Genomic DNA, 19,497 nt, shown 5'->3' with positions numbered 1-19,497 from the left:
GTCGCGCCCCCGGACGGACACCGCGCCCGCGCACTCGGGGGTGCAACGTCCGTCCGGGGGCGCACCGGCGTCGGGGCGTCGCGGTTCAGGGCAAGTCGGGTCAGGGCGTGTCGGAGGTCCCGGAGACCGGATGCAGGTCGGGACGCTTCGCGCTGATGCCGTCGCCGGACGACGTGTGTCGGATGCGGCGCACGACCCAGGGGACGAGGTACTCGCGCGCCCAACCGAGGTCCTCGACGCGGGCTTCCCGCCACGGCCTCGGCTCGAGCGGCTCCGGCGTCACCGGATCGAGTCCGTGGTCGACCCCGAGGGCGTCGAGGACCGCCGCGGCGATCGTCGCGTGCCCGGTCGGCGAGTGGTGCAGCCGGTCCGGCGCCCACATCCGGGGATCGCGGAGGACCCGGAGTGCCCACATGTCGGCGACGAGTGCGCCGTGCTTGAGCGCGATCGCGTGCAGGTTCTCGTTGTAGATCGCCGTCTTGCCACGGACCATGCCGAGCACGGGCGTCATGCCGACGTCCGGGCCGGTGAAGAGCACGACGGTCGCGCCGTCGCTCCGGAGCCGCTCGACCATGCCGTCGAACCGCTCGGCGAGCTCGTCGGGGTCCGAGCCCGGGCGGATGATGTCGTTGCCGCCGGCCGACACGGTGACGAGGTCGGGGCCCAGGGCGAGGGCCGGCTCCACCTGCTCGTCGATGATCTGGCCGAGCAGGCGCCCGCGGATCGCAAGGTTGGCGTACGAGAAGCCGTCGGACCCCGTGGCGAGGACCTCGGCGACCCGGTCGGCCCAGCCGCGGTGACCGCCGGGGACGGTGGGGTCGGGATCGCCGATGCCCTCGGTGAACGAGTCACCGATCGCGACGTACCTGGACCACGCATGACGAGCTGACACCCCTCCGACCGTAGTCTCGTCGCATGACGTTGGTCGACGACCCCGGGTGGGCGCTGCCGGAGGACCTGCTCGAGCGGATCGCAGCCCGCGCGCCGCGGTACGACGCCGAGAACGCGTTCTGCGCCGAGGACCTCGACGAGCTCCGTGCGGCGGGCTGGCTCCGGATCGGGGTGCCCGTCGAGCAGGGCGGCGCGGATCTCGGCCTCGCCGCGACGAGTGCGCTGCAGCGGCGGCTCGCGCGGGCCGCACCGGCGACCGCGCTCGGTCTCGGGATGCACCAGGTGTGGGTGCAGACGGCGCGCGCCGTCGCTGCGCGAGGTGGGTCGTTCCTCCAGACCGTCACCGACCGGGCGGCGGACGACCACCTGCTCGCGTTCGGGGTGAGCGAACCGGGCAACGACGCCGTGCTGTTCGACTCGTCGACGACGGCGGAGCCGGACGGCGACGGCGGCTACCGCTTCACCGGCAGGAAGGTGTCCACCTCGCTCGCGCCCGCGTGGGACGTGCTCAGCGTGTTCGGCAAGGACACCAGCGGGCCGGAGCCGCGCCTCGTGCACGGCTTCGTGCTGCGGTCGGACGGCGACGTCGAGCACCTCGACGACTGGGACACGCTCGGGATGCGGGCCACCCAGAGCCGCACGACGCTGCTGCACGGCGTGCACGTGCCGGCGTCGCGGATCGTCCGGGTGCTCCCCGTCGGTCCGACGCAGGACCCGCTCGTCTTCGGCGTGTTCGCAGCGTTCGAGCTGCTCGTGGCGTCGGTGTACGTCGGGATCGCCGAGCGGGCGCTCGAGCTGGCCGTCGCGGCGGTGTCCGGCCGACACGGGCGCGACGGGGTCCCGCGCTCGCAGGATCCGGACGTGCGCCGCGCGGTCGCCGACCTCCGGGGCGCGGTGGACGCGGTCACCCTGCAGGTGTCGTCGCTGGCACGGTCCGTCGACGAGCTCGACGACCTCGGACCCCGCTGGTTCCCGCTGCTCGTCGGCACGAAGGCGCGGACGGTGGACACGGCGCAGCACGTCGTGGACGAGGCGCTGCGGCTCGCCGGCGGGTCGGCCTTCCGGGCGTCGTCGGAGCTCGCCCGGCTGGCGCGGGACGTCCGCGCGGGGCAGTACCACCCGTCGACGCGGGACTCGGCCGCGCGCACGATCGCCGCCGCGGAGCTCGGGCCGCTCGCCTGAGCCGCAGGCGGTCAGGGCCGAGCGGGCCGCGCCGGCTGTCGGTGGCGCGTGGCATCATCGCCGGGTGAGCAAGCAGGACGGACGCAACCGGCTCGTCTCCGACCACCCGGTCGACGACGTGACCGCGACGGTCCTGCACGTCGACATGGACGCCTTCTTCGCCTCCGTCGAGCTGCTCGACCGCCCCGACCTGCGCGGGCTCCCCGTCATCGTCGGACACGACTCGGACCGCTCCGTCGTCACCGCCGCCACGTACGAGGCCCGTCGCTACGGCGTGAACTCCGCGATGCCGATGGCCGTGGCGAGACGGCGCTGCCCGAACGCGGTCATCGTCGAACCGCACTTCGAGAAGTACGCGGCGAAGTCGGCGGCGGTGATGCGCGTCTTCGGGCAGTTCACCCCGAAGGTCGAGAAGCTCGGCATCGACGAGGCGTTCCTCGACGTCGCCGGGGCCCTCCGCCTGTACGGCACCCCGTGGCAGATCGGCACCGCCATCCGCGCCGCGGTCCTCGCGGAGACCGGGCTGCACTGCTCCGTCGGCGCGGCCTCGACGAAGTTCGTCGCCAAGCTGGCGTCGAGCCGCTCGAAGCCCGACGGCCTGCTCGTGGTGCCGGCCGAGCACACCGTGGCCTTCCTGCACCCCCAGCCGGTCTCGGCGCTCTGGGGCGTCGGCGGCACCACGCAGGAGAAGCTCGAGCGCCGCGGCATCCGCACCGTGGGGGACCTCGCCCACACGCCGTTGTCGTCGCTCGTCGCCGCGCTCGGACCCGCCGGCGGACAGCGCCTGCACGACCTGTCCTGGGGTCGCGACCCCCGCGTCGTCGACACCGGCGTGAGCGAGAAGTCGATCGGGCACGAGGTCACCTTCGGCCGCGACCTGACCGAGCGCGACGACGTCGCCCGCGAGCTCCTCCGCCTCGCCGACAAGGTGGCCGTCCGCCTGCGCCGGGCCGACGTGCAGGCGCGGACCGTGGCGCTCAAGGTCCGCTACACCGACTTCAGCACGCTGACCCGCTCCCGCACGCTCGCCGAACCGACCGACGTCGCCAAGCGGCTGCACCACGAGGCGGTCGAGCTCTACGACGTCCTGCACCGCCCGGGCAACCGGATCCGGCTGATCGGCGTCCGTGGCGAGAACCTCGTGCCGGCCGCGGCGAGCAACGCCCTCTGGGACGACGACGCGCCGTGGCGGGAGACCGAGACCACCGTCGACGCGGTCGCTGCACGCTTCGGTGCCGGCGTGCTCCGACCCGCCTCGCTCGTGCGCGGCACGCCCGAGCAGCGTCCGCCGCACGCCCGGCAGGACCCGGCCTGACGGTAGGATCGCGTGAAGTGAGCGCAGCGGAGTACGACGACCAGCAGCAGCCCGCGACGCTGTGGGGCGACACCCCGGACGGCGTCGACCAGGCGACGCGGGAGCAGTCCGCGGCCGGTGGGGAACCGGCCGCGCCGACGGCTGCCCGACCCCACGACGAGGCCGTGGTCCAGGCGGAGAACGCCGGCAACGCGGCCGCCGAGCACCTGTCCCCGGCGTTCCCGGAGCGCGCGGCGTGGGGCACCGCGTCGAAGCTCCGCGCCTGGCAGGTCGAGGCACTCACGAAGTACTTCGAGACCGAGCCGCGCGACTTCCTCGCCGCCGCGACCCCCGGCGCCGGCAAGACCACGTTCGCGCTCCGCCTCGCCACGGAGCTCCTCGCCCGTGGCACGGTGGACCGCATCGTCGTCGTGGCGCCGACCGAACACCTCAAGCGGCAGTGGGCGGACTCGGCGGACCGCGTGGGCATCCGGATCGACCCGATGTTCCGGAACGGCGACGGCATGTTCGGCCGGCACTACCAGGGCGTGGCGATCACCTACGCGCAGGTCGGCATGAACCCGGAGGTCCACCAGAAGATCACCGAGGGCGGTCGGACGCTCGTGATCCTCGACGAGGTCCACCACGGCGGCGACGCCCTGACCTGGGGCGACGGCATCCGCGAGGCCTTCACGAAGGCGACCCGTCGACTCTCCCTCTCCGGCACGCCGTTCCGGTCGGACACCGCGCCGATCCCGTTCGTGCAGTACGCCCCCGACGAGCAGGGCATCCGGACCTCGATCTCCGACTACAACTACGGCTACGGCCGTGCGCTCAAGGACGGCGTCGTCCGACCGGTGCTCTTCATGGCCTACGCCGGGCAGATGCGCTGGAAGACGCGCATGGGCGACGAGATGTCGGCGTCCCTCGGCGAACAGGTGACGAAGGACATCACGGCGCAGGCCTGGCGGACCGCGCTCTCGCCGGAGGGCGAGTGGATGCCGGCCGTGCTCTCGGCCGCCGACAAGCGACTGACCGAGGTCCGTCGGGGCGTGCCGGACGCAGGCGGCCTGGTGATCGCGACCGACACCACGACCGCGCGTGCGTACGCCCGGATCCTGCAGCAGATCACCGGCGAGCGACCGACGGTGGTGCTCTCCGACGAGGCCGCTGCCTCGAGCCGGATCCAGGCCTACGCCGAGGACACCTCCCGGTGGATGGTGGCCGTCCGCATGGTGTCCGAGGGCGTCGACGTGCCCCGGCTGTGCGTCGGTGTGTACGCCACGAGCGCGAGCACCCCGCTGTTCTTCGCCCAGGTGATCGGACGCTTCGTCCGGGCCCGTCGCCGCGGGGAGACCGCGAGCGTGTTCCTGCCGAGCGTGCCCGGGCTGATGGCGCTGGCGGCGTCGCTCGAGCTCGAGCGCGACCACGCCCTCGACCGGCCGAAGGACAGCGACGACGGGATGTACAACCCCGAGGACGCCATGGTCGCCGAGGCCAACAAGGAGGACCGGGCGTCCGAGAGCCTGCTCGAGGTGCAGCCGTTCGAGGCCCTCGACTCGCAGGCGTCGTTCGACCGGGTGCTCTACGACGGCGGCGAGTTCGGCACCGGGGGCGAGGTCGGCTCCCTCGAGGAACTCGACTTCATCGGCATCCCCGGGCTCCTCGAGCCCGACCAGGTGCGCGACCTGCTGCGGGCCCGCCAGGCATCGCAGGCGAAGCGGTCGAAGGGCCGCGCCGCGAAGGACGGCATGCCGAAGCCGAAGCCGGACGAAGCGCGTCCGATGTACCAGACCATCAAGGAGCAGCGGACCGAGCTCGCGCGGCTCGTGTCGATCTGGTCCCGGCACGCGAACGAACCGCACGGCGCCATCCACGCCGAGCTCCGGCGGATCAGCGGCGGACCGGCCGTGGCCCAGGCGAGCATCGAGCAGATCCAGAAGCGCATCGACGTGCTGCGGTCCCGGATCGGCAACCGCCGGTGACCCCGGTCCCGACGACGCCGAGCCGGACCCGGGTCGGCGCGTGATCGAACCCGTCGACGACCGCACCTGGCTCGTGAAGCGCACACCGGACTCCTCGCCCGAGGCCATCATCGACCGCTTCGGCGGCGGGTACCGCCTGCGACGGTTCTCGCTGACCGAGTCCCGGCGCACCCCGCACGGCGTGTACACGGGGCCCGAGTTGGCCGAGACCGCCTGGTGGCGTCTGCAGGACCGCCCGCGCCGACGATGACGGACCGCGCCGCCCGATCCGGCTGCGGTGCGCGGACCGGGCGGCGCGGCTTGGTGACGTCCCAGGGGTTCTTCCGGTAGACCGGGTGCATGGCAGACTCCATCCCTCACGTCCTCGTCCTCGGCGGCGGCTCCGCCGGCTACACCACGGTCAAGCAGCTCCAGAAGCACGCCGCGACCGTGCCGATGCGGATCACGCTGGTGGACCAGAACACGTACTACACGTACCTGCCGTTCCTGCCGGAGGTCGCGGGCGGGCACATCGCCCCGAAGGACGTGACCTTCGAGCTCCGTCGCGCGCTGAAGAAGACCCGCGTCATCCAGGGCAAGGTCACCGGCATCTCGTCGAAGGACAAGACGGTGTCGATCGCCACGGCCGGCGGTGACGACCGCACGCTCGGCTACGACCAGCTCGTCGTCGCGCTCGGCTCCGTGACCCGCACCTTCCCGACCCCCGGGCTCGAGGAGTACGGCGTCGGCTTCAAGACCGTGGAAGAGGCCGCCTACGTCCGCGCGAAGCTCCTCGACAACATCGCGAAGGCCGCTGCCACCCGCGACGAGGACGAGCGTCGCCGTCTGCTGACGAGCATCTTCGTCGGCGGTGGCTACACCGGTGTCGAGGCGATCGGTGAGCTCTTCGACGTCTCGCAGGCCGCCATCAAGACCTACCCGTCGCTCGCCGGCGAGCAGCCGCGCTGGGTGCTCATCGACGCGCTCGACCGCGTCGCGCCCGAGGTGGGCCCGGAGCTGTCGAAGTGGACCCTCGAGTCGCTGCGAGCCCGCGGCATCGACGTCCGTCTGAAGACGACCATGCCGAGCGCCGAGGGCGGGATCATCAAGCTCTCCGACGGCGACGAGTTCGCCACCGGGCTGCTCGTCTGGACGGCCGGCGTCAAGCCGAACCCGCTCCTCGACGCCACGGACCTGCCGCGTGGTCCGAAGGGCCACCTCGCGGCGAACGCGAAGCTCCAGGTCGAGTCCGAGGACACCCACGAGGTCGTCCCGGGCGTCTGGGGCCTCGGCGACGTCGCGCAGGTCCCCGACCTGACGGCCGAGAAGCAGCCGGCCTACTACCCGCCGAACGCGCAGAACGCCGTCCGTCAGGCCGTCGTCGCCGCGGACAACGTGGTCGCCACCATCACGGGCAAGCCGCTCGAGGAGTACCGCCACCCGTCGATCGGCACCGTCGCCTCGTACGGCGTCGGCAAGGGCGCGGGCAACATCAAGGGCGTCAAGATGACGAACCTGCTCGCCTGGCTCGCGCACCGCTCGTACCACGTGTACGCGATGCCGACGCTGAACCGGAAGGTCCGCATCGTCATCGGCTGGATCACCGGCGCGGTGTCCGGTCGCGACGCGACCAGCCTCATCAAGGAGACCGACCCGCGACGCAACTTCGTCGAGGCCTCGAAGAGCTGACACAGGTCGACGTCACCACGTGACGGACGGGAGGCGCGGTGCCGGTCGGCACCGCGCCTCCCGTCCTTTGTGTGTCGGCACCCACCGGACGGGGACCACCGTGGCCCGCACGAGCGAGAGGAGCGCCCATGCGCGCCATGACCTACCGCGGGCCGTACCGGGTCCGCGTCGAGGAGAAGCCGGACCCCCGGATCGAGCACCCGAACGACGCCGTCGTCCGGGTCGAACGGGCCGCGATCTGCGGGTCGGACCTGCACCTGTACCACGGCATGATGCCCGACACCCGCATCGGGCACACGTTCGGGCACGAGTTCATCGGCGTCGTCGAGCAGGTCGGCCCGTCGGTGCGGAGCCTGGCGGTGGGGGACCGCGTGATGGTCCCGTTCCACATCTCCTGCGGCAGCTGCTGGTTCTGCGCCCGCGGTCTGTTCACGAACTGCCACAACGTCAACCCGAACGCCACCGCGGTTGGCGGGATCTTCGGGTACTCGCACACGACGGGCGGGTACGACGGCGGCCAGGCGGAGCGTGTGCGCGTCCCCTTCGCCGACGTCGGACCGCAGGTGATCCCCGAGTGGCTCGACCCCGACGACGCCCTGATGATGACGGATGCGCTCGGCACCGGCTACTTCGGCGCACAGCTCGCCTCGATCCGCGAGAGTGACACCGTGGTGGTGCTCGGCGCCGGCCCGGTCGGCCTGTACGCGGCGAAGTCGGCGTGGTTCATGGGTGCCGGCCGGGTGATCGTCGTCGACCAGCTGGAGTACCGGCTCGAGAAGGCGCGGACGTTCGCCCACGCCGAGACGATCAACTTCGCCGAGGTGGACGACGTCGTGCTCGAGATGAAGAAGCAGACGGACTTCCTCGGCGCGGACAGCGTGATCGACGCCGTCGGTGCCGAGGCGGACGGCAACTTCACGCAGCAGCTCACCAGCGCGAAGCTGAAGCTGCAGGGCGGGTCACCGACGGCGCTCAACTGGGCGATCGACGGCGTCCGCAAGGGCGGCACGGTGTCGGCCATGGGGGCCTACGGACCGATCCCGAACGCGGTGAAGTTCGGCGACGCGATGAACAAGGGCGTCACCGTCCACATGAACCAGGCGCCGGTGAAGCGCCAGTGGCCGCGCCTGCTGGAGCACATCCAGGCCGGGCACCTGAAGCCGAGCGAGATCATCACGCACCGGATCCCGCTCGAGCACATCGACGAGGCGTACCACCTGTTCTCGGCGAAGCTCGACGACTGCATCAAGACGGTGATCGTGCCGTGAAGGAGGCATCCGTGTCCGACCACACCCCGTACATCGCCGATCCGCCGCGACGCGTCCCGTCGTCGGCCGAGCTCCGCGAGCGCATCCCCGGGTGGGGGAGCGACCTCGACCTCGCAGACCGTCCGTCCGTGCCGAAGCTCTCCCGCGAGGTCGGGCTCGCCTCGGGCGCCCACTGGGACGTCCCCGAGCAGCAGCCCGGTGCGGAGGGCCGCGAGCGGTCGATCGAGCACGCCCACGTCACACCCGTGTTCGGGACCGCGCAGCCGTTGTCCGGGCTCGCCGGGGTCGTGAAGCGGTACGCCTACCGACGGTTCAGCGAGGGCCGTCTGGCCCACTGGATGCTCCTCGTGCTGGGCGACCGGATCGACGTCGCGACGCACCGGGTGACGGACGCGCTCCGAGGCCGTCCGGATCGGGTCGTGCACGAGACCGGGGTCCGCGCCGAGTGGCGGGCACACCCGGTCCGGTCGCGGGTCGCGTCCTCCCGCCGGGACTGGCGGCACGGGCTGCTCGACCCGCTGGTGGCGAACTGGGGGTGGCTCGCCGCGCTCGGCGGGGTGGTGCTCGTGGTGCGGCGCCTGCGGCGGCGCTGAGGCCGGGCCGGGCCGGTGCCGGCTCGCCGCGGCGGCTGCGTTCCTCCGCGGGGCCGGCGGACCGTCCCGCGCGGGCCGGCGCGACGGCCCCCGGGGCGCGACGCAGCCCCGTCCCGGACGGGAGGCGCGGTGCGAGCCCGCCCCGCGCCTCCCGTCCGACACGCGGTCGTGTCCGGGGCGTCCCGAGTCGGACGCGCCCGTCCTGCGACACCACCGCTGTCGTTCGACGACGACGATGTCGCACGATGCGCGCGCACCGGCTCACGGACGCCCGACGCGACAAGACCGCTGTCGTTCGACAACAACGATGTCGCAGTTGCCGCGCGCCGCCGCCGTTCGCCGCCGGCCACGAGCGCAGCGAGGAGGCCGTGATGAGGCGGCGTCGCCCTGAGCGCAGCGATGGCGATGCTCGCCGGGGAGCACGAACAAGAAATGCCCCCGGGCCGAAAGGCCAGGGGGCACCGCATATCTTGTGTCCGAGGGGGGACTTGAACCCCCACGCCCTAATACGGGCACTAGCACCTCAAGCTAGCGCGTCTACCAATTCCGCCACCCGGACAGGGTGTTCTTCACTTGTGCGGCTGTCGTTCCGGGCTGTTTTCCCGGCGTTCCTGCCGAGAGAAGACACTAGCACGGCTCTGAACGCACGATGAACACGGCCACGCATCCCGGGCGAGTCCCCCGGAACGGCGGGGGAGCAGCGCCTCCGGACGGGCCGGCGAACCCGCTGCCGGTAGCGTTGGCGGCATGAGCGACGCCCTGCCGACCGAGCCGGACCTCGAGGCCACCGCCGCCATCGCGCGGGACCTCATCCGCATCGACACGACGAACTGGGGCGAGGGGAAGTCGGTCGGCGAGACCGAGGCCGCGCACTACGTCGAGGCGAGGCTGCGCGACCTGGGCCTCGAGCCGCAGCTCTTCGAGTCGGAGCCGGACCGGGTGAGCGTGGTCGCACGGGTGGCGGGACGGAACCCCGACAAGCCGGCGCTGGTCGTGCACGGGCACCTCGACGTGGTGCCTGCCGATCCGTCGAACTGGACGGTGGACCCGTTCGGTGGCGAGGTCCGCGACGGCATGCTCTGGGGCCGCGGTGCCGTGGACATGAAGGACATGGACGCGATGATGCTCACCGCGTTGGGCGACGTGGTCGAGCGGCAGGGTGCACCGGAGCGTGACCTCGTGATCGCGTTCTTCGCGGACGAGGAGGCCGGTGGGGTGCTCGGCGCACACCACGTCGTCGACACCCACCCGGAGGTCTTCGCCGGCGCGACCGAGGCGATCAGCGAGGTCGGCGGCTACTCGGTGACCCTCGGCGGGCAGCGCGCGTACCTGCTCCAGACGGGCGAGAAGGCCCTGATGTGGATCACGCTCGTCGCCCGTGGCACGGCGGCACACGGGTCGCACGTGATGCGCGACAACGCGGTGACGAAGGTGGCCGCCGCGGTCGCGCGCATCGGTGCCGAGGAGTGGCCGGTCCGCCTCTCCGGCACGACCGAGGCGATGGTTCGCGAGATCGCACGGCTGCTCGGTGTGGACCCGATCGCGTCCGGCCCGGACGAGGTCGCCCTCGCGACGGGGTCGGCCTCACGCTTCATCCACGCAGCGCTCCACACGACGACGAACCCGACGGTCCTCCGCGCCGGGTACAAGCACAACGTGATCCCGGACACCGCCGAGGCCCTCGTCGACCTCCGGTGCCTGCCGGGCGACGAGGAGGCCGTGCTCGAGCGGGTCCGCGAGCTCGCGGGCGAGGACGTCGAGGTCGTGATGACGCACCGCGACGTCGGCCTCGAGCAGGACTTCGGCGGACCGCTGGTCGACGCCGTCCGGGAGACGCTCGAGCGGCACGACCCGGGCGCACCCGTGCTGCCGTACCTGCTGTCCGGCGGCACGGACAACAAGGCGATGTCGCGGCTCGGCATCGCAGGCTACGGGTTCGTCCCGCTCCGTCTCCCCGAGGACGTCGACTTCCCGGCGATGTTCCACGGGGTCGACGAGCGCGTGCCCCTCGACGCCCTCGCCTTCGGGCGGCGCGTCCTCGGCGACCTGCTCGCCACGTACTGATACATTGCCGGGTCGCCCCTCGGCGGCGACCCGCGACGACCGGCACGAAAGGCCCCGTTCGATGCACATCCTCGAGGCGATCTTCCTCGGCTTCGTGCAGGGACTCACCGAGTTCCTGCCGGTGTCCTCCAGCGCGCACCTGCGCATCGTCGGGCTCTTCCTGCCCGACGCGAAGGACCCGGGTGCCGCGTTCACCGCGGTGACGCAGCTCGGGACCGAGACGGCCGTGCTGATCTACTTCTGGAAGGACATCACCCGGATCGTCGGGCGGTGGTTCCGCTCGGTGTTCCGACGCGACGTGCCGAAGGGCGACCCGGATGTGCGACTCGGGTGGCTGGTGATCCTCGGCACGATCCCGATCGGGGTCGCCGGACTCCTGCTCAAGGACTCGATCGAGACCACGTTCCGGTCGCTGTGGATCGTCGCGATCGTGCTGATCGTGTTCGGCATCGTCCTCGGCGTGCTCGACGTGGTCGGGCGCAAGGTCCGGCCGATCGAGCAGATGACGTTCCGGAACGGCCTGCTCATCGGCGTCGCGCAGATGCTGGCGCTCGTGCCCGGCGTCTCGCGCTCCGGTGCGACCGTGTCGATGGGACTCGCCCTCGGGTACACCCGACCGGCGGCGGCGCGCTTCGCGTTCCTGCTCGCCGTGCCCGCGGTGTTCCTGTCCGGCTTCTACGAGGCCGCGACGAGCCTCGGCGACCACGGCGCCCCCTTCGGCATGGTCGACACGCTGGTCGCGACCGTGGTCGCGTTCGTCGTCGGGTTCGTGGTCATCGCCGCGTTCATGAACTACATCTCGAAGCGCAGCTTCATGCCCTTCGTGGTCTACCGGATCGCACTCGGTATCGTGCTCATCGTGTTGCTGTCGCTCGGAGTGATCCAGCCGTGAGGGCCTGGCAGGTCCCGTCCGTCCCGTCCGTGCCCGGGGACGCGCCCCGACCCGTGGTGCACGACACCGCCGCCGGAAAGCCGGTCGACCCGACGCACGGCGCGGAGGGCGCGACCCTCTACGTCTGCGGCATCACCCCGTACGACGCCACGCACCTCGGTCACGCGGCGACCTACCTGGCGTTCGACACGCTCGGCCGTGCCTGGCGTGACGCGGGGCTCGAGGTCGAGTACGCGCAGAACACCACCGACGTCGACGACCCGCTGCTCGAGCGGGCGGCGCGCGACGGTGTCGACTGGCGAGAGCTCGCCGCGTCCCAGATCGACCTGTTCCGGCGCGACATGGAGGCCCTCCGCGTCCTGCCGCCGGACGACTTCGTGGCCGTGACGGACGAGGTCGAACGCATCGCCGAGGCCGTCGCGTACCTGCAGGAGACCGGGTACGCCTACGACGTGCCGACCGACGACTCCGAGGGCGACGACGTCTACTTCGACGTGAACCGTCCCACCGAGGCGTGGGCGCTCGGCGACGAGAGCCGGCTCGACCGCGAGACGATGACCGCCCTGTCGGCGGAGCGCGGCGGCGACCCCGACCGCCCCGGCAAGCGCGATCCGCTCGACCCGCTGCTGTGGCGCGCCGCGCGCCAGGGCGAGCCGAGCTGGGACACCGCCGTCGGACCCGGGCGTCCGGGCTGGCACATCGAGTGCAGTGTCATCGCGGGCGACCGCCTCGGCCTGCCGATCAGCGTGCAGGGCGGTGGGAGCGACCTCGTCTTCCCGCACCACGAGATGAGCGCCGGGCACGCCGCGGCCCTCGCACACCAGCCGCTCGCGAACGCCTTCGTGCACACCGGCATGATCGCGTACCAGGGGTCGAAGATCTCCAAGTCGCTCGGCAACCTCGTCACCGTGCGCGGTCTGCTCGACGACGGCGCCGACCCGCGGGCGATCCGGCTCGCGCTGCTGTCGCACAGGTACTCGGACGACTGGGAGTGGTTCGACGGCGAGCTGACGAGCGCGACCACCCGGCTCGCGACGTGGGACGCCTGGGCGTCCGGCGACGCTCCGGGTCACGAGGACGACGCCGCCGAGGCGATCGCGCGCATCCGTGCACGGGTCGCCGACGACCTCGACACCCCGGGTGCGGTCGCCGCGGTGGACACCGCGATCGCCGCGGGGACCCGCGCCACGCCGGAGCTCGTCGACCTCGTCGACGCCCTGCTCGGCATCCGCCTGGCCTGAGTCCGGGTCGCCGGCGCGCTGTCGGCGGTCCTGGTGGCTCGGGCAGGCGCTGTTCCGGTCGCGCGACGTGCCGCCGGCGGCCGTCGCGGTCGCACGACGTGCCGCTCACTCCAGAGGTGAGCGGCACGTCGTACGACCAGGGTGCGTGCCGAAGACCGGACGGACGGGAGGCGCGGTGCCAGCTGGCACCGCGCCTCCCGTCCGTCCGTCCGTGGTCGCGACTACTGCTGCGGCGGCTGCGGGGGCCGCCACGGGCCCTCGCCACCGGCGGTGCCGCCGTCCTTGCCGTCCTTGCGCTCACGGCGACGGAGGTACTGCTCGAACTCCTGCGCGATCGCGTCGCCCGACGCCTCGGGGGAGTCGACCGTGTCGCGGGCCTGCTCGAGCTGGCCGATGTAGCTGGCCATGTCCTCGTCGTCGGCGGCGAGGGCGTCGATGCCCTCCTCCCACTCGGTGGCCTCGTCGAGCAGGCTGCCGCGCGGGACCGTGACGTCCGCGAGCTCCTCGATCTTGTCGAGCAGGGACAGGGTGGCCTTCGGCGACGGCGAGTTGTGCACGTAGTGCGGGACCGAGGCCCAGAGGGAGAGCGTCGTGAGCCCGGCGGTGTCCATCGCGTCGGAGAGCACGCCGAGGATGCCCGTCGGGCCCTCGTACGACGACCGGTCGACGTCGAACGCGGCACGGACACCGGCGTTCTCGCTCGACACGAACACGGAGATCGGACGCGTGTGCGGGACGTCGGCGAGCATCGCCCCGACGAACACGACCGCGTCGATCGAGTACACGTCGGCGAGGTCGATGATCTCGGCGCAGAAGCCGCGCCACGTGCGCGAGGGTTCCGGACCGACCAGGACGAAGACGTCGCGCTCGGTCTCGGAGCCGGCGGCACCGAGCACCGGGCGACCCTCGGCGCCGGGGCCGTGCAGCACGATGCGGGGCCAGCGGACGGCGCGCGAGCCGTCCTCGGCGGTGCCGATCTCGGGCCGGTTGAACTGGTAGTCGACGTACCGCTCGCCGTCGATCTCGCGCAGCTCGTCGAGCTCCAGCGCGTCGACGATGCGGCGTGCGAGGCCGCTCGCCGCCTCGCCGGCGTCGTTCCAGCCCTCGAAGGCGACGACGAGCAGGCGTCCGTCGCTGAAGGGGGAGTGCTGTGGCACGGAGGGGCCTCCTGGTGGTGGAGCGGGGCGCACGCGGTGCTCGCGCGCGGCCGGACACGGTCGATCACCCAGGATAGGCCGGAGCCGGCCGCGGGCATCCCTCCGTCCGCCCCGAGCGGAACCGCGGGGTCGGTCGGCGCCCCGGTAGACTCGTCGCCCGTGACCGCCCAGCACCCCGAACGCGTCCTCCCCGCAGCCGTGCTGTGGGACATGGACGGCACGATCATCGACACCGAGCCGATCTGGCAGCAGTCCCAGGTCGAACTGACCGACCGGTACGGCGCCGAGTGGACGCACGAGGACGGCCTGTCGCTGGTCGGCAGCGGCCTCGAGCGGTCGGGCGAGATCCTCCGCGACCGGGGCGTCGACATGGAGGTCGAGGAGATCGTCCTGTGGATGACCGACTACGTGACGGAGCGCCTGCAGGGCGGCGAACTGCCCTGGCGTCCGGGCGCCCGTGAACTCGTCGAGGAGCTGCACGACCGCGGCATCCCGACCGCACTCGTGACGATGTCCCGCCGCACGATGGCGCTCGTCACGGCCGACGCCCTCGGGGCCCGCGGGTTCCGCGTGGTCGTCGCCGGTGACGACGTCGACCGCCCGAAGCCGTACCCGGACGCGTACCTCGCCGCCGCGGCGCAGCTCGGGGTCGACCCCACCGCGTGCGTCGCGATCGAGGACTCCGCCACCGGCGTCGCCTCGGCGGTGGCGTCCGGCGCCGTGACCGTCGCGGTCGAGCACATCGTGCCGCTGTCCGAGATCGCCGGCGGCGACGTGCACCTGACGACGCTGGCGGACGTGGACGTCGACCGCCTCGTCGAACTGACCAGCCCGGCCCTCGCGGCCCGTACCGAGACGGCGAACCGATGACCGAGCAGTCCCAGCAGCCCTCGCAGGACGACCTCGTCGCCCTGCCGCACACCGCGGGCGGCGCCCCGCACACCCCGCCGCGCGGCCCGTTCCGCGCCGGTGACCGGGTGCAGCTCACCGGTCCGAAGGGCAAGCTCACGACGCTCTCGCTCGAGACCGCCGGCGAGTACCACACCCACCGCGGTGTGCTCCGGCACGACGACGTGATCGGGCAGCCCGACGGCTCGGTCATCCGGGCGAGCACCGGGGACGAGTACCTGGCGCTCCGCCCGCTGCTCAACGACTACGTCATGTCGATGCCCCGCGGTGCGGCCATCGTCTACCCGAAGGACGCCGCCCAGATCGTCGCCTTCGCGGACGTCTTCCCCGGCGCCCGTGTCGTCGAAGCCGGCGTCGGCTCGGGAGCGCTCTCGCTCTTCCTGCTCCGGGCGATCGGGCCGACCGGGCAGCTGCAGTCGTTCGAGCGCCGCGAGGAGTTCGCCGCCATCGCCCGGGGCAACGTCGGCACGTTCCTCGGCGCCGTCCCGGACAACTGGTCGGTGACCGTCGGCGACCTCGTCGAGGAGCTCCCCGGCGCCACCGAACCGCAGAGCATCGACCGCGTGGTCCTCGACATGCTCGCGCCGTGGGAGTGCGTGGACGCCGCGGCGGACGCCCTCGTGCCCGGCGGACTCATCGTCTGCTACGTGGCAACGGTCACGCAGCTGTCCCGCACCGCAGAGGCGCTGCGCGACACCGGGCGCTTCACGGACCCGCAGTCGAGCGAGACCCTGGTGCGCACCTGGCACGTGGAGGGCCTCGCCGTCCGACCGGACCACCGCATGGTCGGCCACACCGGGTTCCTCGTGACCGCGCGCCGCCTGGCCGACGGTGTCGTCCTGCCGAACCTGAAGCGTCGCGCAGGCAAGGCCGAGTTCTCGGACGAGGACGTCGAGGCCTGGACCCCCGGCGCCGTCGGCGAGCGGTCCGCCAGCGACAAGAAGCTGCGCAAGGTGGCCCGCCAGGCCGCGGCACAGGCACGCAAGGTCGCGGCCGCCGAGGCTGGGACGGGCGCGGACGAGGTCGCCCCGGACGCCTCGCACGATGCCGCCGACGGCGACCGCTAGGCTACGCATGCCCGTCCAGCACCGAACGGAAAGAGGGTCCGTGCGCACCATCCCCGCACTCCTGGTCACCATCGGCCTCGCCGCGTCCCTGACGGGGTGCGCCGCCAGCGGGGCCGGTTCGGCGCCGTCCGCGTGCCCCGCCCCCGGTGCCGCCTCGGCAGCGGTGACGGCGACCGGTGCGTTCGGCAAGGAGCCGAGGGTGTCGGTGCCCGCCGGGCTGACCACGAAGGGCACGCAGGTCTCCGTCCTGCGCTCCGGCGACGGCCGACAGGTCGAGGAGGGCACGCCGGTCCTCGTCGAGTACACGCTGGTCGACGGCGCCACCGGTCAGGTGGCGCAGACCAGCGGGTACTCCGGTCAGACCGCCCCGATCACCGTCAGCGCCGCGAAGTTCGGACCGCTGGGTACCGCGCTCGAGTGCGCCCACGTCGGCGACCGGCTCGCCGTGGCCCTGCCGAAGAGCGGACTGAGCGGGAGCGCCACCAGCACGTCCGGCACCTCGGAGAAGACCGAGGACGCCGTCGTGGCGGTCATGGACGTCAAGCAGGCCTTCGATGCACGGGCAACCGGTACGCCGCAGCTCGCCGGTGACGGCATGCCCGCCGTCGTCCTGGCGCCGTCGGGTGCCCCCGGCATCACGATCCCGTCGTGGAGCGCGCCGAAGGACGACGCCCTGCACCTGCTCCGCAAGGGGTCCGGGGCGGAGCTCACCGCGAAGGACACCGCGGTCATCAAGTACACGGCCGTCTCGTGGGCCGGCAGCAACGGCGACTCCTCGGTCGTCGCGTCGAACTGGACCGACGGCTCCGGCGCCCAGGCGATCCCGCTCGCGAAGGGCCAGCTCATCGACGGCGTGCGGAACGCGGTCCTCGGCCACCGCGTCGGCGACCAGGTCCTGGCGATCGTGCACCAGCAGGACGGCACCACGGCGTACGTCATCGACGTGCTCGGGAAGATGCCCGCCTGAGCCGCGACCGTCCCTCCACCGACCCTGCGCGGGTGCACTCCGGTGCACCCGCGCTGCCGTAGGATCGGGCTCGTGCCAGCCACCCGAGCCCCCCGCGTCCCCGCCGAGGAGCGGCTCTTCAGCCTCGTGCTCGCGCTGCTCTCGACCGAGGCCGGGCTGACGAAGGCGGAGATCCTGGCGAACGTGCAGGGCTACCGGCAGCGGTTCTCGCCCGGTGGGGACAACGCGTCGCTCGAGCGCCAGTTCGAGCGTGACAAGGACGACGTCCGCGACCTCGGCATCCCGCTCGAGACGATCGAGACCCCGGGCGCCGCCGGCAACAACCAGACGCTGCGCTACCGGATCCCGAAGGGCGAGTACGACCTGCCGCTCGACGTCCGGTTCACCCCGGACGAGTCCGCACTGCTGTCGCTCGCCGCGATGGCGTGGCGCGAGGGCGCACTGTCCACGGACTCCCGCCGGGCGCTGCTCAAGGTCCGTTCCGCCGGCGCCGACGACGACGGGTCGAGCGCGGCGCGGGGCGTCGCCGGCATGGCTGCGTACGCGCCGCGGCTCCGCGCCCGTGACGCCGCGTTCGAGCCGCTGCGCTCCGCCCTCGACCGCGGCGCCGCCGTCCGGTTCGACTACATCACGCCGGGTGAGCACGCGCCGCGTCGCCGTGACCTCGCGCCCCTCGCGCTCGTGCAGCACGGCGGACGCTGGATGCTGGCGGCGCACGAGTTCTCCACCGGCGGCACGAAGAACTACCTGCTGTCCCGGATCGTCGGCCCGGTCAGCGTGCACCAGGTCGGGCAGCACCCTGCCCCCGCCGGTGCCGCCGAACGGGCACTCGCCGAGCTCGACCGGGTGTGGGCCGAGCGCACCGCCCGCATCGCGGTCGTGCCCGGGTCCGACGCCGAGCGCCGGCTCCGACGTCGCCGTGGCACGGAGGTCACCGCCGACGGCGTGCTCGTGGTGCACCACGTCGACCCGCAGATCCTCGCCGGGGAACTCGCGGCCTTCGGCCCCGAGGTGCGGGTGCTCGAACCCGCCGCGCTGCGGGAGCAGGTGGTGTCCCGTCTGCGCGCCCTCGTCGCCGACCACACGGACGCAGCCGACCGGACCGGTGCGGGCGCGGACACCGACGGAGCCGACCAGACGGCAGACGCCGACCAGACGGCAGACGCCGACCAGACCGCCGAGGCCGGGGGTGCCCGTGGCTGACCAGCAACCACTCCAGGCCCAGGACAAGCTCGCGTTCCTGCTCGTCCTCGTGCCCTACCTCATCGACCACGAGCGCGTCTCCGTGGCCGAGGCCGCGCGGCACTTCGGCGTCCCCGAGCAGCGCATCCGCCGTGCCGTCGAGCTCATCGCGGTGTCCGGCGTGCCCGGCGAGACGATGCAGTACCAGCACGGCGACCTGTTCGACATCGCCTGGGACGACTTCGAGCAGAACGACATGATCGTGCTGACGAACCTCGTGGCGATCGACGACTCGCCCCGGCTCTCGGCGCGCGAGGCCTCGGCCCTGATCGCCGGCCTGCAGTACCTGTCGGCGCTGCCCGAGGCCGCGGACCGCGACGCCATCCGGGCGCTCATGGCGAAGCTGTCCCGCGGTGCCGGGGGAGCGGCGTCGAACGTGGCGGTCGGTCAAGACCTGCACGACGCCGCGCTGACCACGATCCGCCGCGCCGTCGCCGACGGGCGCGGGCTCGCCTTCGAGTACGCCGGTCCCCGCACCCGCGGCGGCACCCGCCGCGTGGACCCGCTGCGCGTCGAGTCGATCGACACCGACTGGTACCTGCGGGCCTGGGACCTCGACCGGCAGGCACTGCGGACCTTCCGCCTCGACCGGATGACGAACGTCCGGGTCGACGACCGGCCGGCCGAGAAGACCATCGGCGACGTCGTGATCCCGGACACGCTCTTCCAGCAGTCCGGGGGCGACGTCATCGTCACGGTGGAGCTCGACTGCTCGGCGCTGCCCCTCGTCGCGGACTACCTGGCGGACACCGCCGACGCCGAGGACGCCGACGGCCGCGTGCGCATCCGGCTCGCTGCGTCCAACGGCTTCGACGGCGTCGTCCGACTGGTGGCCGGTCTGCCGGGCCGCGCGGTCGTGCTCGACCCACCGGCAGCGCGCGCCGCCGTGCGCGCGTTCGCCGTGGCGGCGCTGGCCGCCGAGTAGCGCCCCGTCCCCGGCCGCGCGACCGCCGCGACCGCGACCGCCCTCCCTCGGGCGACCGCCGTCGGACGGGAGGCGCGGGGCGGGCCCGAGCCGCGCCTCCCGTCCGACGGTCCTCCTGTGGGTCCGCCGCCGACGGCCCGACTGTCGGTCCC

Annotated in this window: 17 protein-coding genes and 1 tRNA gene; 15 read left to right on the top strand and 3 right to left on the bottom strand. The window is 72.8% G+C overall.

Features of this window, described 5'->3' with window-relative positions:
• Nucleotides 1–100: 100 nt before the first annotated feature.
• The gene (locus ABIC52_RS09910; protein ID WP_354027219.1) at nucleotides 101–892 is read right to left on the bottom strand and encodes an SGNH/GDSL hydrolase family protein; all 792 of its coding nucleotides are present in this window, start codon (nucleotides 890–892) and stop codon (nucleotides 101–103) included.
• 23 nt (nucleotides 893–915) lie between these two features.
• On the opposite strand from ABIC52_RS09910, the gene ABIC52_RS09905 reads away from it, so the two are divergent.
• The 7 genes from ABIC52_RS09905 to ABIC52_RS09875 all read left to right on the top strand — a co-directional run bounded on the left by ABIC52_RS09905 (nucleotide 916) and on the right by ABIC52_RS09875 (nucleotide 8,881).
• Nucleotides 916–2,073 carry an acyl-CoA dehydrogenase family protein gene (locus ABIC52_RS09905; RefSeq protein ID WP_354027218.1) on the top strand — a complete coding sequence of 386 codons (1,158 nt, stop codon included), beginning with the start codon at nucleotides 916–918 and terminating at the stop codon, nucleotides 2,071–2,073.
• Nucleotides 2,074–2,137: 64 nt separating this feature from the next.
• Nucleotides 2,138–3,388, top strand: coding sequence for a DNA polymerase IV (gene dinB / locus ABIC52_RS09900; protein ID WP_250366968.1), 1,251 nt, complete (start codon nucleotides 2,138–2,140; stop codon nucleotides 3,386–3,388).
• A gap of 164 nt (nucleotides 3,389–3,552) precedes the next feature.
• Nucleotides 3,553–5,352 (top strand): DEAD/DEAH box helicase, encoded by a 1,800-nt coding sequence (locus ABIC52_RS09895; protein ID WP_354027230.1) that lies wholly within the window; start codon nucleotides 3,553–3,555, stop codon nucleotides 5,350–5,352.
• A gap of 40 nt (nucleotides 5,353–5,392) precedes the next feature.
• Nucleotides 5,393–5,602, top strand: coding sequence for a hypothetical protein (locus ABIC52_RS09890; RefSeq protein ID WP_354027217.1), 210 nt, complete (start codon nucleotides 5,393–5,395; stop codon nucleotides 5,600–5,602).
• Nucleotides 5,603–5,691: 89 nt separating this feature from the next.
• Entirely contained in the window at nucleotides 5,692–7,020 is a 1,329-nt protein-coding gene (locus tag ABIC52_RS09885) for an NAD(P)/FAD-dependent oxidoreductase (RefSeq protein ID WP_209677163.1), read from the top strand.
• A 128-nt stretch (nucleotides 7,021–7,148) separates the two neighbouring features.
• The gene (locus ABIC52_RS09880) at nucleotides 7,149–8,288 is read left to right on the top strand and encodes a zinc-dependent alcohol dehydrogenase (protein ID WP_126891971.1); all 1,140 of its coding nucleotides are present in this window, start codon (nucleotides 7,149–7,151) and stop codon (nucleotides 8,286–8,288) included.
• Nucleotides 8,289–8,299: 11 nt separating this feature from the next.
• Nucleotides 8,300–8,881, top strand: coding sequence for a CxxCxxCC domain-containing protein (locus ABIC52_RS09875; RefSeq protein WP_238638202.1), 582 nt, complete (start codon nucleotides 8,300–8,302; stop codon nucleotides 8,879–8,881).
• Between the two features lie 473 nt (nucleotides 8,882–9,354).
• On the opposite strand, the gene ABIC52_RS09870 is transcribed toward ABIC52_RS09875, so the two are convergent.
• A tRNA-Leu gene (locus ABIC52_RS09870) sits at nucleotides 9,355–9,440 on the bottom strand.
• 188 nt (nucleotides 9,441–9,628) lie between these two features.
• Between ABIC52_RS09870 and ABIC52_RS09865 the strand changes: the two genes are divergently transcribed.
• From ABIC52_RS09865 to mshC, 3 genes are all read left to right on the top strand, one after another.
• Nucleotides 9,629–10,945, top strand: coding sequence for a M20/M25/M40 family metallo-hydrolase (locus ABIC52_RS09865; RefSeq protein WP_354027216.1), 1,317 nt, complete (start codon nucleotides 9,629–9,631; stop codon nucleotides 10,943–10,945).
• A gap of 61 nt (nucleotides 10,946–11,006) precedes the next feature.
• Entirely contained in the window at nucleotides 11,007–11,837 is an 831-nt protein-coding gene (locus ABIC52_RS09860) for an undecaprenyl-diphosphate phosphatase (RefSeq protein ID WP_126891973.1), read from the top strand.
• On the top strand, nucleotides 11,834–13,078 hold the full coding sequence (gene mshC, locus ABIC52_RS09855) for a cysteine--1-D-myo-inosityl 2-amino-2-deoxy-alpha-D-glucopyranoside ligase (protein ID WP_209677155.1): 1,245 nt from the start codon (nucleotides 11,834–11,836) through the stop codon (nucleotides 13,076–13,078). The genes ABIC52_RS09860 and mshC overlap by 4 nt, the downstream gene beginning before the upstream one ends.
• A gap of 221 nt (nucleotides 13,079–13,299) precedes the next feature.
• On the opposite strand, the gene ABIC52_RS09850 is transcribed toward mshC, so the two are convergent.
• Entirely contained in the window at nucleotides 13,300–14,235 is a 936-nt protein-coding gene (locus ABIC52_RS09850; RefSeq protein WP_354027215.1) for a proteasome assembly chaperone family protein, read from the bottom strand.
• 159 nt (nucleotides 14,236–14,394) lie between these two features.
• Between ABIC52_RS09850 and ABIC52_RS09845 the strand changes: the two genes are divergently transcribed.
• From ABIC52_RS09845 to ABIC52_RS09825, 5 genes are all read left to right on the top strand, one after another.
• Nucleotides 14,395–15,105 carry an HAD family hydrolase gene (locus tag ABIC52_RS09845; protein ID WP_238638274.1) on the top strand — a complete coding sequence of 237 codons (711 nt, stop codon included), beginning with the start codon at nucleotides 14,395–14,397 and terminating at the stop codon, nucleotides 15,103–15,105.
• On the top strand, nucleotides 15,102–16,211 hold the full coding sequence (locus ABIC52_RS09840; protein WP_354027214.1) for a tRNA (adenine-N1)-methyltransferase: 1,110 nt from the start codon (nucleotides 15,102–15,104) through the stop codon (nucleotides 16,209–16,211). The genes ABIC52_RS09845 and ABIC52_RS09840 overlap by 4 nt, the downstream gene beginning before the upstream one ends.
• A 40-nt stretch (nucleotides 16,212–16,251) precedes the next feature.
• Nucleotides 16,252–17,178 carry an FKBP-type peptidyl-prolyl cis-trans isomerase gene (locus ABIC52_RS09835; protein WP_354027213.1) on the top strand — a complete coding sequence of 309 codons (927 nt, stop codon included), beginning with the start codon at nucleotides 16,252–16,254 and terminating at the stop codon, nucleotides 17,176–17,178.
• A 72-nt stretch (nucleotides 17,179–17,250) separates the two neighbouring features.
• Nucleotides 17,251–18,381: a helix-turn-helix transcriptional regulator gene (locus ABIC52_RS09830; RefSeq protein ID WP_354027212.1), complete on the top strand. Its 1,131-nt coding sequence runs from the start codon at nucleotides 17,251–17,253 to the stop codon at nucleotides 18,379–18,381.
• Nucleotides 18,374–19,345, top strand: coding sequence for a helix-turn-helix transcriptional regulator (locus ABIC52_RS09825; protein WP_209677149.1), 972 nt, complete (start codon nucleotides 18,374–18,376; stop codon nucleotides 19,343–19,345). The genes ABIC52_RS09830 and ABIC52_RS09825 overlap by 8 nt, the downstream gene beginning before the upstream one ends.
• The last annotated feature ends 152 nt before the right edge of the window (nucleotides 19,346–19,497 follow it).

This window comes from Curtobacterium oceanosedimentum (genome assembly GCF_040545555.1).
Taxonomy (GTDB): Bacteria; Actinomycetota; Actinomycetes; order Actinomycetales; family Microbacteriaceae; genus Curtobacterium.
The sequence above is the reverse complement of the archived record's forward strand: the minus strand, read 5'-3'. Positions and strand labels throughout refer to the sequence as shown.

Coding starts and splice junctions, on each gene's coding strand:
- ABIC52_RS09905 (WP_354027218.1), top strand. CDS start 916: ATGACGTTGGTCGACGACCCCGGGTGGGCGCTGCCGGAGGACCTGCTC.
- ABIC52_RS09885 (WP_209677163.1), top strand. CDS start 5,692: ATGGCAGACTCCATCCCTCACGTCCTCGTCCTCGGCGGCGGCTCCGCC.
- ABIC52_RS09880 (WP_126891971.1), top strand. CDS start 7,149: ATGCGCGCCATGACCTACCGCGGGCCGTACCGGGTCCGCGTCGAGGAG.
- ABIC52_RS09865 (WP_354027216.1), top strand. CDS start 9,629: ATGAGCGACGCCCTGCCGACCGAGCCGGACCTCGAGGCCACCGCCGCC.
- ABIC52_RS09860 (WP_126891973.1), top strand. CDS start 11,007: ATGCACATCCTCGAGGCGATCTTCCTCGGCTTCGTGCAGGGACTCACC.
- ABIC52_RS09840 (WP_354027214.1), top strand. CDS start 15,102: ATGACCGAGCAGTCCCAGCAGCCCTCGCAGGACGACCTCGTCGCCCTG.